Raw genomic sequence first — 15806 nt, forward strand, 5'->3', positions numbered from 1 at the left:
ACCAATCAGTTAAATCACATTTCAGTTATAAATATTGTATTATTAAAAAGTGGGAGAAAAATCCATTTATTGCGGAGGCATTACTTTGATAAACCTCTGCTATCTGACTGGCCTTGGGGTACTAATATTTTGTATATTAAGCTGTTGAACATAACAAACCGCATGTACACCTATAAAGTATAAAGACCCGGGCTTCGCATTATACGAAGCGCTCATCCTGCCGCTTTTTGCATAGGAATGTTACGGGATATTACCGACAACGAGCGGAAAAGCTGGAAATATTGGTAAGATATAAGAAAGTATGGGAGCCCTTACCGGCCTTATTGGATCATGGTTGGGAAGCCGGTGAGATGAATAGTAAGTATTGATACCACATCCGTGATTGCAAGGTGCGAAGCAATCATCGACTTAAATGGCGAACCTGTAGAACCCTTTCCATCACGTCACCGCTTCGTACCCTATAATAATATTGTAAAAACGAGATTTCCATTATAAGCCCGAATGATAAATCCCTAATGATATTGTATTATACCTTTGCCTCAGCAGATACCACTCTCATTCTTCCACGAACCGGTTTTTCCCTCTTTTTCCTTATCCTGTTTAACCACATCATAACCCCGGTTACCGGGAAGATCAGCGAAATCAGTGTAACAAGAAAAGCTAAAGCCTGCGTAGGCCAGCCATAAATTGAGCCCGTATGGATTGGTTTAATAACCCCACGGATACGCTGACCAAGGCTTTTATCAGCATATAAAGCAGAGCCCGCAAGCTTGCCGCTGTATTGATCTACATAATAAGTATCGGTAGCCAGTTCAACAGAACCTTTTTTGAGCACATTAAAAGTATAAACCGCTGCCGTATCGCGCGGATAACGGATAGTGTAATTTTCGGCGTCGGTTATTTTGTTGCCTAATACGCTAACAGCAGCATCTGGCGAAATGGCGGTAATACCCGGCTGATAAACCGAAAGCGGGGCTTTGATATCTTCTTTGGCAACCACCTTTGAACCTGTAAGGAAAAACAAAGTATTATTTGCCCACTTAAAGGTCATTACGAGGCCAGAAGCACAAATAATGATCAAAAATATAGAGGTATAAAAACCGGTAACAATATGCACGTCATGTGTGAGGCGCTTGCTGCTGCCGTTCCATTTTATCTTAAGTCGCTGCTTCATAATGGCCTTGGTTTTAGGCCACCAAAGTATTACGCCCGTTACCAATATTACCAGGAAAAACAAGGTTGAGAGACTGATCACCCAATCGCCCAGGCTATTTTTACCGCCTAATAAATAGCGATGAAACATCTCTACCGAGTACAGGAACGTTTGCCTGCGGTTAAACTGATCAACTATTTGCCCGGTATAGGGATTTACAAAAGCAGTAAGATTTGATCGCTCGGCGTCTTTTGGTTTCGCATCCTTTTTTGGATGAACTCCGGAGTGCTTTTCTGTTTTAGGCGCATCCGCTGGTTTCTTACCTTTTTTTTCGGGCACTATTAGGGCTACTTCTACCGCACGCTCAGGATCATCATAAGCCATAACCGTTGCCAGCTTTGATTTAGGGATTTGCTTTAATACTCCTGCTGTTAAATTAGCAAGCGGCAACCTCTTTTCCTGTGGTTCTACAAAGTACCGCCGAGGATGAAGCGCCTGCTGAATTTCTTTTTCAAAAACCAGCATTGTACCTGTTAAACACGAGCAGAAAATGATTACCCCGGCTGCAAGGCTCAAATAAAGGTGAATGGTGCGGAAAAATACTTTCATTGGTTGGTATAAGCATAAAAACCGGGCATGTTTCCATGCCCGGTTTGTTTAATTAATTAAAATTTATAACTCAACGTAGTTAAAAACTGTCTTGGTGGTATAGGGTTAATACTATAGTTTTCGTGTACATTGTAATTAAGTACGTTGCCTATGTTAGAGATCTTACCAATAATAGAGATCTTTTTATAGGTATAACCTACCGAGGCATCAACCGTGGTAAAGCCTGGTACATACACCAACTTCGACAGCGTCTGGGCCTGACCTACCAAATTAGCATTACCCGCAACACGGTTACCCAGGTAATAAACAGATGCACCTACTTTAAACCCTTTTAAATCGCCGTTGTAAAAGGTATAAAACACACTGGTGTTGGCGGTATTCTTTGGCGTATTCAGCAGAGGCTGCCCTGCTATGTTACTGCCTTGTGCGGTTCCTGTTTTAGTATATTTAGCATTAGTATAACTGTAACCTGCCAGTACATCGAGCCCTTTAACCGGATGGCCTGCGATATCAAGTTCTACGCCATCGCTCCTTGTTTCGCCACTCAACACTTTGATATTGGTATTGGTGTTCTCTTTCCCATCGAGAGTGAAAGGCGCAGTCTGGGCCAGGTTATTATTTTTAATACGGTAAGCCGTTACATTTACCGATAGGTTGCCATTCAGGAAATCGTTCTTAACGCCAACTTCATACTGGTCAACTATCGACGGATCAAGCGGTTTACTATTAATATCAGAGCCTGTATTTGTAATAAACGAATTAGAGTAGCTTGCAAACAAGGCAGTATTAGCTATTGGTTTGTAAACGACCCCAACGCGCGGTGAAAACGCTTTATCTTCTTTCCCGGCAGCTGGTTTGGCTGGGGCAATAGTACTGTAATTAGTAACTGTAGTAGGCGCTACATACTGGTATGACCAGCGAATACCCGCAAGCACCTTAACTTTTTCAGATAAACTGATCAAATCGTTAGCATAAGCGCCAAAACGATTGGTAGCCGTTAAAATGCTATAAAACGGGTTCATCTGTGGTTTATTAGTACGGAGGATATACTTATTAAGGTCAAAAATGTTGATGGTATCATAAACCGCTTTTTGCTTAGTATTTGTTTGGTCAAGATAAGTCGAAACCCCATCTACGGTGGTAACGTAGGTATAAGCATTATTGCGGTACCAATCGGCATCAACACCGGCCAAAATATTGTGTTTTATAGCACCTGTATTAAATTGTCCGGTAATATTGAACTGGCCGGTGTAATAATCTTCAAGCGTTTTAGCCCGGTTCAGCGTGCGGCCCCAGTCACCATTGGGGATAGGCAATACACGTTCGGTGGTTTGGTATTGGCGGTTAAAGTGCTGGTATGAAAAACCGCCGCTTAACTGCCAAAGGCTATTAAGCTGATGGTTAATGGTTGCCGTTGCGGTAGTTTGTTTGGTATTACCGGTTGACCATGACGCGCCCAAATACCGGTTACGAGGAACGTTGGCAATAACGTTGTTGATTTGCCCGGTTCCGAAATCGGGGGTAAAATCATAGTTAAGGTAATCGCCTTCAACAATTAAAGTTGTTTTATCACTTATTTTGTACAGGAATGAAGGATTGATGTATTCTTTTTCTGATTTTACATTGTCGCGGAAGCTTTTGGCATTTTCATAGGTACCATTTACGCGATATGCTAATTTGGAAGATATAGGGCCGTAAACGTCAAACGACGGGCGGTAAAGATCATAGCTGCCATAGGTCATTGATACCTGGCCACCCTGCGTAAATAAAGGTTTTTTAGTTACCATATTTAGGATGCCTCCGGGCGCAACGTTTCCGTATAACAACGCGGCACTGCCTTTCAATATTTCAACACGTTCCAGTGAACTGATCTCCGGCACAACGCCCGAGTTAACCCTGAATCCGTTTTTAAAAATGTTATTGCTTCCAAAATTATAACCACGGGCGCCAAATGTTTCCTGGGTATTGCCACGGCCGCTATAAAGGTACACACCATTCACATTTTTGATAACATCGCTTAAGCGTATTGACTGTTGCTGATCAAGCACATCGCGGCCTATTACAGTAACGCTTTGCGGCAAGTCCATTGGCGATACGTTCATTTTGCCGATGGTTAACTTTTTACGGTTGATGGTTTTAGTTGATGAAACTACAACCTCATCTAACTGGGCCGAGCTTTCGTTAAGCTTAAAGGATACAACTGTTGTTTTATTTGCGGAAACTGTTACAGTTTGCTCTTCGGTTTTTGTACCAACGTATGAAGTAACCAGGATGTAGGTACCCGGTTTAACGTTATTGAAAGCGAATGATCCGTTATCCGTCGTTATAGTGCTTTTGTTTAAGCCTTTAATGGCAACATTTACAAACGAAGCCGGTTTATCATCGCTGGTTTTAACAACACCGGTTATTTTACCATTATTGCCTTCATCATCAGCTTTCAGGATTAATGTATTTGCAAACAGGAATAAAATTAAAAATGGGATTGTGCGCAGGTAATTGTAAAGGTTATTCATTATTCTATTTAGATTAAGTCTAATTAAGCGCAAAAGTATAAAAAGACTTTTTATCTGCAAGCTTTATTTATAATTAGTTTAAATAAGCGCAAATATAAAGGCCGCAATTTTTCTTTGCAGCCTTTTCTTGTAGGAAAAAAATGTATTAGTTAAGCACTATAGTACCCGGACCGGATACTTTAGCTACATGGCAATTACATCCACCCGAAATTTTAAACAGCGCGGTTTGAGTGGCACCTGTTTGGATATTGGTTACAGTAAGCTCCACATCATCGCCTTCGGTCGAGAACTCATTTTTATTATTATCTGTAGCGATTGTGTACAAATGCGGGCCTACAGTTGTTGAAGGAGGCCCCGGGTTTCCTTTAGCTATTATGGTTTGTTTGGTACGTAAGTTTACAATCCTTACATCTTTTCCAAATGCCATTTGACCATCCTTATCAACAAAATTCACATATAACGATGCGAAATTCAGCGTGCAGGCCTGGCTTGGACAGCCGGTTTGCTGATTATGTTTTTTACAGCCCAGTAAGACTGAAGCTATCATAAAAAGGATGATGTATTTATACATGGTTATAGGTTTAATTACTAACCGTTACGACATCATGGTATAAAATGCGACAGCCCCATGCAAATACATGAGGCTGCCGTGCTTAGATTGCAAGTATTTTATTCAACAACCCTAACCTTTAAATAACTTGGATTAGCTTTTGAGGTATAAACCTTATGTGTGGCTTTTTTAAAGTCGGTATCTTTAGCTTTCATGATATCCTGAAACTGCTGTGTATTTCTGTCGATAAGCGGGAACCATGTGCTTTGTACCTGAACCATCATACGGTGCCCTTTTTTGAAGGTGTGCAGCACATCCTGCAGTTCAAAATTAACCGGGGTTACTTTACCAGGCACAAAAGGCTCTGGCTTATCAAAACCATTACGAAATTTACCTCGCATAGCCTCGCTGCGTATCATTTGCTGATAACCGCTCAGGTATACGTCTTTACCTGCCCATTTGGTGTTTTTGGTAGAATCAGGATAAACATCAATCACTTTAACCACCCAATCGGCATCGGTGCCGGTAGTTGATACTTTAAGATTGGCCCAGATATTACCGGCAATAGTTATATCATTATCTAAAATATCAGTTTCATAAGCAAGCACGTCCGGGCGTTGCGATGCAAAACGCTGATCGGCGGTCATGTATTCGCGTTTCATGTCCATATCAATGCTGTTGATAAACGGCACCGGCTTATTCGGGTCAGATATAAATTCGTCATGGCTATCGGCTACGCCTGTTGGAGCGGTAAATGATAGTTTTCCGCCCGGTAGCAGGTACAGGTTTTTTTCTGCCGATTCTTTCGGAGGCCAGGTGTTATAGGTTTTCCACTCGTTAACACCGGTTTCGAAGGTAGATACCGGCTTCAGGTCGAAATCAGCAGTACCCTTTAAATAATGACTAAAAAACGCAAACTCAATTTTTCGCGATAAAACGGGCCTGTAGAACCGCCGAAGCCAACATCACCTAAATGATCTCCTTCACCACGTGCCCAACCGCCGTGTACCCATGGCCCCATGGCAAAGTAAACCGGGTTTTAGGGTTTTCTTTTACCAAGGTTTTATAGGTATTGATAGCTCCGTATAAATCTTCGGCATCGTACCAGCCACCGGTTACCAGTACTGCTGTTTTTATATCATGCAGATGATAAAGCACATTACGATCTTTCCAATGCTGATCATAGTTAGGGTGATCAAGCATTTCGTTCCATAAACGGATAGTATCCTTATAATATTTAGTGTTTGAATTTTTTACCGAACCCATCTTCAGGAAAAATTCATACCCATCCTCTGTGCCGGCATCAAACCTCCCACCGCGGCGTTGGGTTGGTTTATCATCCTGCCTGTTGGTAAACCCAGGGTAAAAACCAAAGTTAGCAACCAGCATGAACGCGCCATTATGAAAAGCATCATCGCGGTACAAGTCGGCAATTGGCGCCTGCGGCGATGCAGCTGCCAGGGCCGGGTGACGGCTTAACAAAACAGTGGTGGTGTAAAAGCCGGGATACGAAATACCCCATACTCCTACCTTGCCATTGTTGTTGGGAATGTTTTTCAGCAGCCAGTCAATAGTATCGTAAGTGTCGGTGCCCTCGTCAACATCCTTATTGGTTTTATGATCTTCTTTTTCGGGAGTCATTTCTTCGTAAATGCCTTCACTCATCCAACGTCCTCGTACATCCTGGTAAACAAAGATGTAACCATCATGCGTAAATAACGACGATGGGCCAAGGCTGCCTTTATACAGTTCGGTACCGTACGGCGCCACACTGTACGGGGTCCGGTCCATCATGAAAGGATATTTTTTAGATTGATCCTTTGGCACATATACCGAGGTGAACAGCTTTTTACCATCCCGCATCGGGATTTGGTATTCATATTTCTGATAATTGGCTTTGATGTACTCAGCATCGGGCGCTTTGGGTTGCGCATAAAGGCCTGATGCCGAAAGCAAAAGGCAGAGAACGAAAAGTAAATTTTTCTTCATAAATTTTTTGTCAGTCAATCAAATGTAACCGAATAAAATAAAAAGGGCAACTAACGATACGGCTATTTACAAAAAGCCTCTTTTTTGTTACAGAACAAAGGTTTTTATTATAATTAAAATCAAGCACAATAAGCACCTTTATTAACCATAATAATATTTTTATGAAATAATAATTAAAACCTGTAGGCAATTATACTCGTTTAATGGTCTATTACTTTGAACCAAATAATACCGGAGCGAGGACCTAAGCGCCGGCAACCTAAAATATTTAAACAGTTTTTTAAGAGATAGTGACTATCCCTGGCTATGCCATGGGCCGGCTTTACGCAAACCAGTTATGCTAAAACAATTTATCTTTTTATAAACAATTTAACAAACACACCAATTATGAGAACAAACCTTAATCTGCCACTTACAAAAACACTAACCGCTTTATTCGGCGCAGTTGTACTGCTCACATCCGCCTGTAAAAAAGAAAAAGCTGCACTGCCTACCGATACCGGCAACACCCCGTCAAAGTTAAGCACCAACGCCATAGGCGTGGCCGGACCTAAGGGTGTTTGCTATGTGGAGGTAAATAATAATGATATCCGCAATGTGGGTAACTACACCCTATCAACCGGGGAGCAGCTTTTTGATATTGCTATTATATTTGCGGCCAACATCAACTATGACACCGGCACGCAAAAAGCAGTGTTGTACTTTAACCCGCAGGTAACCAACGTACTCAACAATAAAGCTACTTACATTCAAAGCCTGCAGGCTAAAGGTATTAAGGTATTGTTGTCTATTTTGGGCAATCACCAGGGCGCGGGGATCTCTAATTTTCCTTCTCAGGCTGCCGCAAATGATTTTGCTCAGCAATTAAGCAACGCCGTTACCACTTACGGACTGGATGGCATTGACTTTGACGATGAATATGCCGATTATGGCACCAATGGTACCGGCCAGCCAAATGACAGCTCATTTGTTTACCTCGTTACTGCCCTGCGTAACCTGATGCCTACCAAAATAATTTCATTTTACTTTTATGGTCCGGCAGCGTCAAGGCTGAGTTACAATGGAGTAACGGTAGGCTCAAAAGTTAACTATAGCTGGAACGCTATTTATGGCACTTATTCTGTCCCAAACGTTCCGGGACTCACCGCCGCCAACCTTGGCCCGGCCGCTATTGATATTCAAAGCACCAGTTCATCAACCGCTGCGTCGCTGGCAACCCAAACCGTAAATAATAATTATGGTATTTATCTGTATTACAATTTGCCTAATAGCGACGTTCATACTTACCTTTCGAGTGTATCAAACGCGTTATACGGCAAATCTACAGTATATACGGGAACCAGTACTACGGGGGTAACTTTTTACCAGGACATCAATTACGGAGGCACAGTTACCAGCACCATACCTAAGGGCACTTATACCCTGGCACAACTGCAGGCTTATGGCTTTGTAGATAACTGGGCTTCATCGGTAAAAATCCCAACCGGCTGGACAGTGACCATGTATGCAAACGATAACTCTACGGGCACATCATGGACACGGACATCGAACACATCTAATTTTACCACCCTATCACCAAATGCAAACGACGTGGTGACTTCGGTTAAAATTCAATAAAACAAACGGGGCGGGATATTCTTGATGTCCCGCCCGCTCTTATTCATTCTTCATTAAAAAATAATCACCTAAAGCATCACTGCCTTCTTCCATAATTTCCCAACCCAATGCTTGATAAAACTGAAACGCCGCTTCATTTTTAACAAGACACTTTAACCTGAGCGGAGACGGATAATTTTGAGCAGCCAAAGCCAACAGGGCTTTTCCGATGCCTTTTCCTCTGTATGCAACGTGCACATATAAATGATGAACAAAAGCATCAGGAGGCCATACAGCCATAAACCCAACTGTCTCATTATCGCAGGTTGCTACCCATATATCCTCATCGTGCGTATGAGCATCAAAATCACTTAATGTAAGCAAATTACTGTCCATCCAATGAAATGCCTGTATGCGACAAAGCAGGTAGATTTCCCTAAGTTTATCACGATCTGCTTTATTAATTGGATGGATAAGTACGTTAGTTGATTTCAACACAGTTACGATACGATCCATTAATCGTTTGACTTTGCGGTTGCAAACAGTTCCTTTAAATTATCATTTTCGAAAACAATCGAAGCAAAATTATATATTGTTTTTCCGCAATTCATCTGCCGCGTAATTTGCCGCCCTTGCAGTTAGGGCCATGAAAGTTAAAGATGGGTTTTGAGTACCGGTAGATGTCATACAAGCACCATCGGTTACAAATACATTGGGGCATGCATGCAATTGGTTCCATTTATTTAGCAATGAGTTTTTAGGATCGGTTCCCATCCTCACTCCTCCCACCTCGTGGATATCTAAACCAGGCGCCTGCTTGCTATCGTTAGGGACGATGTTTTTACATCCCGCCTTATTAAGCATCTCGGCACCCTGCTGCAAAAAATCGTTCAGGGATTTTACATCGTTATCATCATAATCTACAGAAACGGATAATAATGGTATTCCCCATTCATCTGTTCGGTCTTTACTCAGGCTCACCTTGTTTTCGACCTTGGGAATGGTTTCGCCCTGCATCATCATATATACATTCCAGTTGCCTGGTTCAGAGATATTTTCCTTATAGTTAGCCCCAATCTGATCGCCATCAACAGCATGCCCCCAATTGCTCCTTGTAGCGCTATAAAACGTCATATACCCTCTTAAAAAGTCGGTTTCCTGTTTATAAACGTTTCTAAAATTTGGCATCATCACCGCAGCCGGCCTCCGGCCATAGTAATAGGTATCCAGATAACCATCAATGGTTGCCGTTAACGATCCGCGATAATTATGAAATGCAATATACCTGCCAAGCAAATCATTATCGTTTCCTAAACCGTTTGGAAACCTGCCTGATTTTGAATTGAGTAAAATAAGGTTAGAATTTAACGTAGCTGCGTTTACAAAAATAATACGGGCATAATATTCGGTAACCGATTTAGTGTGTGCATCTATTACCCTAACGCCTGTCGCCTTTCCTTTTTGTTCGTCGTAAATAATTGAATGTACTACGGCATCGGGCCGGAGGGTAAGATTACCCGTTTTGGCCGCCCACGGCAAGGTTGATGAATTAGAGCTAAAGTACCCCCCAAACGGACAGCCGCGTTCACATAAGCTCCGGGCCTGGCATTGCCCCGCCCTGTTGTAAATGAATTGGTTGAGGTTGGGTTAAATGTGCGCACCTGCCGATAACAACATGCCTGTCCTTATAAGCATCCATGATACCTTTTTGAATGTGTTTTTCAACTACATTCATTTCCCATGGCGGTAAAAACTCCCATCCGGCAGCGTTTCCAATCCATCCTTGTTACCGGCTATGCCAGCAAATAACTCTACATGACTATACCATGGTGCAATATCTTTGTAACTTATAGGCCATGCTGTAGCAAAGCCATCTCTTGCCGGGCCTTCAAAATCAAAACTGCTCCAGCGCTGGGTTTGCCTGGCCCATAACAACGACTTACCTCCCACCTGGTACCCGCGGATCCAATCAAACGGCTTTTCCTGAACATACGGGTGTTCTTTATCTTTAACAAAAAAATGAGTTGTAGCCTCGCTAAATGCGTAACATTTTTCGGCAATCGGATTTTCGCTTTTTATACTATTAGGTAAATGTCCCCGATGGGGAAAATCCCAGGGATTTTTAGTTGCGGTTGGATAATCTTTTAAATGGGTAACATTCCGGCCACGTTCCAGCACCAACGTTTTCAGCCCTTTTTCGCACAGCTCTTTGGCAGCCCATCCGCCGCTGATGCCCGATCCAATCACAATGGCGTCAAACGTGTGTTGAGCCTCTCCTCCGGAATTAATGTTAATCATATTTAATAATTGGCTTAAATGCAAAAATCGATTTGAAGTTAAGATAATTATCAGGGAATAAATTGATCGGCAACGGCTTTAAACAAAAAAAGCTCCGTCACCGGGGCTTTTCCTGTTTGTTTTAGTTCTTATTAGTCGTTGATTGCTTTTACACCTGGCAATTCTTTACCTTCCATGTATTCAAGCAAGGCGCCACCACCGGTTGATACGTAGCTTACTTCGTCGGTCATGCCAAATTTGGCTACCGCAGCGGCAGAATCACCACCACCTATCAGCGAGAAGGCACCGTTTTCAGTAGCTTTGGCCACAGCTTCGGCAATGGCTTTGGTTCCGCCTAAAAATTTCTCCATTTCAAAAACCCCCATCGGGCCGTTCCATAAAATGGTTTTTGATTCTTCAACTACCTTGCTAAATAAAGCAACCGTTTCCGGGCCGATATCAAGACCCATCCAGTTATCTTTTATTTCGCCGGTTTTGGCAACATCCGTGTTAGCATCATTTGAAAATGCATCGGCAATGATGTTATCTAAAGGCAATAACAGGTTTACACCTTTTTCTTTAGCTTTTTGCCTTAGGCTGATTGCCAGATCAAGCTTGTCCATCTCAACCAGTGAGGTACCAATGTTACCACCATCAGCTTTAGCAAATGTATAAGCCATACCACCACCAATAATCAGGTTATCTACTTTTTCCAGCAGTTTTTCGATAAGCTCAATTTTGTCAGATACCTTTGAACCGCCCATAATAGCTGTAAATGGCTTAGGTGCATTGTTCAGGATCTTTTCGGCATTGTTTAATTCGGCTGCCATCAGGTAACCAAAATATTTGGCATCAGGAAAAAACTGAGCGATGATAGCAGTTGAAGCGTGCGCGCGGTGAGCGGTACCAAAAGCATCGTTCACGTATACATCACCTAATTTCGAAAGCTTTTCTGCAAAGGCAACATCACCTTTTTCCTCTTCTTTATAAAAACGCAGGTTCTCTAATAATAAAACCTCGCCGTTACCAAGCGCTTTTGCTTTTTCAACAGCTTGCTCACCAATGCAATCATCAGCAAACTGAACCTGCTGACCAAGCAGATCAGACAAATGAGATACGATATGTTTTAATGAATATTTTTCTGTAGGACCATCTTTCGGTCTGCCCAGGTGCGACATCAGGATAACTTTGCCGCCATCTTTCAATATTTTTTTTATGGTTGGCAAAGCTGCCGTCATACGGTTATCGTCGGTAATATTGTAATTCTCGTCAAGAGGCACGTTAAAATCAACCCTGATGAGGGCTTTTTTACCTGCAAAACTAATTTGATCTACTGTTTTCATATCTATTAAAGGGTCATTTGTTATGAACGGGCGCAAATTGAGCATTTTAATTCAAAATACTGAACGAAAAACAAAAAAAGCTGTTTTGATCCGCCAAAATTTCATCTTATTTTAACATACATTACATGATGAGGACCGATGCCCGGCACCTCAAACTCGGGCGAAACGATTTCAAAACCAAGGCTGTTGTAAAAGCGCACCGCTTTTTTTCGGGCATTACACCACAGATAATCCGCCTTTTGCCCTCGCAGGTATACCAAAGCAAAGTTAACCAACTGATTGCCGAAGCCCTGCCCTCTATATTTTTCGATAGTGGCCATACCCCTGAGTTGGTATCCCGTACCTTTAAATTCGCCATAACTTTGCGGGTGAAACGAAGCAATACAAGCCAGTTCATCATTAACAAAATAGCCAAGGTGAAAATTACCTTCATTATTATCTGACGGGAAACGGCATTCGTCAAGATTGAGCCTGCCCTCACGCAGTACCTCATTACGCACATGCAGCAGCTCATCAACTTTTATAAACTTGATCATGCAGCAAAATTGAAAAAATTCATGGAACAGGAAATTTTAATTCCATTAAATTAAAGCAGCAACGCTTATTTCACGTATTCCGGGAGCTACTCAAATTATACAGAAAATAACTTATACTACTGTTTAGGCAGGCTGTTTTTTAAATTCGGCTATTCGTACTACCAAATCGGCCAGCCGGCTGCTGTATCCCATTTCATTATCATACCAGCCAACAACTTTTACCAGGCCACCCACTATTGATGTTAGTTGGGCGTCAAAAATGCAGCTGTGCGGATTATCCAATATGTCGGTTGATACAATAGGGTCTTCCGTATATTCCAGTACATTTTTCATTGGCCCGTTTGCAGCTTGTTTAAATGCTTCGTTAATTTGAACTATGGTTGGTTGCTTTTTGAGACTGCAGGTAAAATCAGTTAATGAACCGTTAAGTACCGGTACACGAATTCCTGCTCCGCCCAAACGGCCGTCCAAATGAGGGAATATAGCGGTTATTGCTTTAGCAGCACCCGTAGTAGTGGGTATAATAGAAGCCGATGCGGCCCTTGCCCGCCTAAGATCTTTATGAGGTGCATCATGCAGGCTTTGATCGCCGGTCATGGAGTGAACGGTGGTTATGTAACCATCAATGATGCCCCAGTTTTCATCTAATATTTTTACCATAGCGGCAACATTATTAGTTGTACATGATGCGTTTGACAGCACAGGAGATTGTAGGTCAACCTCCCGGTCGTTTACACCAAGCACTACAGTTGGTACATTTTTATCGGTTGATGGTGCAGATATGATAACCTGCCGTGCCCCGGCGGTTAAATGCGCCTCAGCACCACCCCTGGAAGTGAATTTACCCGTAGATTCTACTACGACATCAATATCCAGAGCCTTCCAGGGCAGGTTAAAAGGATCGCGTTCGGCAAATACCCGTATACGCTTACCGTTAATAACAAGACTGTTATCATCAAAACTCACCGTACCCTTAAACCCCCGATGAACAGAGTCATACTTAAATAAATGAGCGAGGGTTTGCGTGTCGGTAAGATCATTTATAGCTACCACCTCTATCTCGGGATGCAATAAAATATTCCTTAAAAATACGCGACCAATGCGGCCAAACCCGTTTATAGCTATCTTCATGGTGTGCTGATAAATAAAGCATCAAAGTTAATGAAGATGAATGGTTAATTTGTTTATTTACGGTATTACTACTTGCAGGTTACAATTGATTATTAGTCGCTAAAATTCCGGACTACCAGGGCTTCACCTTTTTTTGAACGGATAAAATAAGTGATCATCCCGTTAAAAGATATCGACAATAAAAATATAAAGGCAATAAGCCAGGAGTTATTTAAATTATTAAACACCAGTACCATTACTATCGAAACAAGGTTCAGGCATCCTAAAACAAAAGTAGTTTGCAGATGCGTTAAACCCATTTTTAACATACGGTGGTGGATATGGTTGCGGTCTGCATCGAAAGGGGATTTTTTGTTTAAGATCCGGATAGTAAAAACCCTGAGCGTATCAAAAACAGGACCTATAAGTACTGCTATAATTAAAGCCGGAGCAGTATATATAAAAGGTAATTTAACAGTCGAAACCTTGCTCAATTCAATAAATCGAATAGCCATTACTGCAGATACCAGGCCAATAAGGAGGGCACCGGTATCGCCCATAAATATTTTGGCGGGGGTTATGTTAAAACGCAAAAAACCAGCCACCGCTCCAACTATAGCAAGCGAAATTGCCGCAAGCTCATATTCGTTCATATAAATAAAAAGTGTCGCAAAAGTGCTATTGGCAATAATACCCGTGGTTGCAGCCAAGCCATCTATACCATCAATAAGGTTAAAAGAATTGATGATGAGCATAATAACCAGTATTGACAACATTACGCTGGGTATATATGGCAAGGCCGTAATATTAAAAACGCCATACATACTGCTGATCCTGATATCTCCGGGGATAACAAGTATGGCAGCAACCACAAACTGGATCATGAACTTAGTGCTTGAATTAACCCCCGAAAGATCATCCTTTAACCCCATGGCAAACAAAATTATACATGCGGTAAGCAGGTAACTAACGGGCAACGACTTATCGATAAACAGCAAAACTGTAATAGTAAAGCTTACAAAAATAGCAACACCTCCCAAGCGGGGAATACCATGATCATGCTGTTTCCTGAAATGTCCAACATCGTCATATAAATGGCGGGCACGTGCAACATGTAATATTGAAGGGATACATAATAATGTTATAAGGGTTGAAAATACAACTATTAGCACATTATAAACAAAATGATAAGAGCGTAGAAATTCAAGCATATGCTATAAATATGTTAGTGACCGGCTTATTCATTTATAAGTACTTGTACGAAGCGCAACACAAAAAGTTAACTAAAAATTAAAGGAATTGAAAAATCTTTCTTACGGGTTTCAGCACAATTGCCAAAACGGGTAAAAACACATTATTTTTACGCATTGCTTTCAAATCAAATGACCACGCCTTAAACCTGTTCATTAAATTGCTGTTGCTTATACCCCCTACCTGCATTTTAACCATAACTTTGTTAAGATAAAAGCTCCTTACCTGCCACTTATGCAGAAACCTCGCCATTAATTCATAATCGCCTGCAGAACCGTATTCAAGGCTGTAAAAACCGTATTTATCAAACAAGATGCGCTTACAGTAAAAGGTAGGATGTGGGGCATAAAACCACGGTTAAAGGAATTTTTTCCACATTTGTGACTTTTCCATTTACGGGTGATTTTACCTACAGAATTTATATAATCAAGGTTTCCGTAAACGATCCCGGCTGCGCTGTCTGAAAAAGCCTGCGCTAATGCTGATATAACTTCCTGATTAGCAAAAAAATCGTCGGCGTTAAGCGTACCAACTATTTCGCCTGTTGCTAAACGGATCCCCTTATTGACTGCATCATAAATGCCCTGGTCAGGCTCAGATATCAAAACTTTGATGTGCGATTTATATTGGTTAATTATTTGCAGGGAACTATCTGTTGAGCCGCCATCAATTATAATATACTCAATGTTGTTGTAATTCTGGCCGATAACAGAGTCGATACATCTTTTAATAGTATCCTGAGCATTGTAAACAACAGTAATAACCGAGATCTTCAACCTTGCAACTTTGGGAAAAATACAACGTATTAATACCCCGAAATTATGTAATTTTGACTTTGCAGCCTAATTATCTTAAATATAACTTGGAACTTTATAGCTG

The 15806-nt window shown here is 41.7% G+C and carries 12 protein-coding genes and 1 pseudogene; 1 reads left to right on the forward strand and 12 read right to left on the reverse strand.

Going from position 1 to position 15806, the window contains the following annotated elements; genetic code table 11:
* Positions 1–526: 526 nt before the first annotated feature.
* The 5 genes from DIU38_RS20660 to DIU38_RS34505 form a co-directional block, all read right to left on the reverse strand.
* Positions 527–1762 (reverse strand): PepSY-associated TM helix domain-containing protein, encoded by a 1236-nt coding sequence (locus DIU38_RS20660; protein ID WP_112654069.1) that lies wholly within the window; start codon positions 1760–1762, stop codon positions 527–529.
* A 56-nt stretch (positions 1763–1818) separates the two neighbouring features.
* Positions 1819–4275: a TonB-dependent receptor gene (locus tag DIU38_RS20665; RefSeq protein ID WP_112654068.1), complete on the reverse strand. Its 2457-nt coding sequence runs from the start codon at positions 4273–4275 to the stop codon at positions 1819–1821.
* Positions 4276–4420: 145 nt separating this feature from the next.
* Positions 4421–4846, reverse strand: coding sequence for a hypothetical protein (locus DIU38_RS20670; RefSeq protein WP_112654067.1), 426 nt, complete (start codon positions 4844–4846; stop codon positions 4421–4423).
* A gap of 98 nt (positions 4847–4944) precedes the next feature.
* On the reverse strand, positions 4945–5748 hold the full coding sequence (locus DIU38_RS34500) for a CocE/NonD family hydrolase (protein WP_317132452.1): 804 nt from the start codon (positions 5746–5748) through the stop codon (positions 4945–4947).
* Between the two features lie 46 nt (positions 5749–5794).
* Positions 5795–6814, reverse strand: coding sequence for a CocE/NonD family hydrolase (locus DIU38_RS34505; protein WP_262714339.1), 1020 nt, complete (start codon positions 6812–6814; stop codon positions 5795–5797).
* 387 nt (positions 6815–7201) lie between these two features.
* Here DIU38_RS34505 and DIU38_RS20680 point away from each other — a divergent pair, with 387 nt between their 5' ends.
* Positions 7202–8431 (forward strand): endo-beta-N-acetylglucosaminidase H, encoded by a 1230-nt coding sequence (locus DIU38_RS20680; protein WP_112654107.1) that lies wholly within the window; start codon positions 7202–7204, stop codon positions 8429–8431.
* A 39-nt stretch (positions 8432–8470) separates the two neighbouring features.
* On the opposite strand, the gene DIU38_RS20685 is transcribed toward DIU38_RS20680, so the two are convergent.
* The 7 genes and pseudogenes from DIU38_RS20685 to DIU38_RS20715 form a co-directional block, all read right to left on the reverse strand.
* Positions 8471–8926, reverse strand: a complete 456-nt coding sequence (locus tag DIU38_RS20685; RefSeq protein WP_112654065.1) for a GNAT family N-acetyltransferase — start codon at positions 8924–8926, stop codon at positions 8471–8473.
* A 69-nt stretch (positions 8927–8995) separates the two neighbouring features.
* A pseudogene (locus tag DIU38_RS20690) lies at positions 8996–10708 on the reverse strand (GMC oxidoreductase).
* A gap of 131 nt (positions 10709–10839) precedes the next feature.
* Positions 10840–12030 (reverse strand): phosphoglycerate kinase, encoded by a 1191-nt coding sequence (locus tag DIU38_RS20695; RefSeq protein ID WP_090531276.1) that lies wholly within the window; start codon positions 12028–12030, stop codon positions 10840–10842.
* Between the two features lie 101 nt (positions 12031–12131).
* Positions 12132–12566: a GNAT family N-acetyltransferase gene (locus DIU38_RS20700; RefSeq protein ID WP_112654063.1), complete on the reverse strand. Its 435-nt coding sequence runs from the start codon at positions 12564–12566 to the stop codon at positions 12132–12134.
* 123 nt (positions 12567–12689) lie between these two features.
* The gene (gene gap, locus DIU38_RS20705; RefSeq protein ID WP_112654062.1) at positions 12690–13697 is read right to left on the reverse strand and encodes a type I glyceraldehyde-3-phosphate dehydrogenase; all 1008 of its coding nucleotides are present in this window, start codon (positions 13695–13697) and stop codon (positions 12690–12692) included.
* Between the two features lie 92 nt (positions 13698–13789).
* Positions 13790–14887, reverse strand: a complete 1098-nt coding sequence (locus tag DIU38_RS20710; protein WP_112654061.1) for an MraY family glycosyltransferase — start codon at positions 14885–14887, stop codon at positions 13790–13792.
* A gap of 291 nt (positions 14888–15178) precedes the next feature.
* Positions 15179–15703 carry a glycosyltransferase family 2 protein gene (locus DIU38_RS20715; RefSeq protein ID WP_244311225.1) on the reverse strand — a complete coding sequence of 175 codons (525 nt, stop codon included), beginning with the start codon at positions 15701–15703 and terminating at the stop codon, positions 15179–15181.
* Positions 15704–15806 lie beyond the last annotated feature (103 nt).

It is taken from the genome of Mucilaginibacter metallidurans (assembly GCF_003286435.2).
Lineage (GTDB): Bacteria > Bacteroidota > Bacteroidia > Sphingobacteriales > Sphingobacteriaceae > Mucilaginibacter > Mucilaginibacter gossypii.

Bases quoted from the DNA above. Each gene is read 5' to 3' on its own strand.
- DIU38_RS20665 (WP_112654068.1), bottom strand. From the start codon at position 4,275: ATGAATAACCTTTACAATTACCTGCGCACAATCCCATTTTTAATTTTA.
- DIU38_RS20660 (WP_112654069.1), bottom strand. From the start codon at position 1,762: ATGAAAGTATTTTTCCGCACCATTCACCTTTATTTGAGCCTTGCAGCC.
- DIU38_RS20710 (WP_112654061.1), bottom strand. From the start codon at position 14,887: ATGCTTGAATTTCTACGCTCTTATCATTTTGTTTATAATGTGCTAATA.
- DIU38_RS20695 (WP_090531276.1), bottom strand. From the start codon at position 12,030: ATGAAAACAGTAGATCAAATTAGTTTTGCAGGTAAAAAAGCCCTCATC.
- DIU38_RS20700 (WP_112654063.1), bottom strand. From the start codon at position 12,566: ATGATCAAGTTTATAAAAGTTGATGAGCTGCTGCATGTGCGTAATGAG.
- gap (WP_112654062.1), bottom strand. From the start codon at position 13,697: ATGAAGATAGCTATAAACGGGTTTGGCCGCATTGGTCGCGTATTTTTA.
- DIU38_RS34505 (WP_262714339.1), bottom strand. From the start codon at position 6,814: ATGAAGAAAAATTTACTTTTCGTTCTCTGCCTTTTGCTTTCGGCATCA.
- DIU38_RS20680 (WP_112654107.1), top strand. From the start codon at position 7,202: ATGAGAACAAACCTTAATCTGCCACTTACAAAAACACTAACCGCTTTA.
- DIU38_RS20685 (WP_112654065.1), bottom strand. From the start codon at position 8,926: ATGGATCGTATCGTAACTGTGTTGAAATCAACTAACGTACTTATCCAT.
- DIU38_RS20670 (WP_112654067.1), bottom strand. From the start codon at position 4,846: ATGTATAAATACATCATCCTTTTTATGATAGCTTCAGTCTTACTGGGC.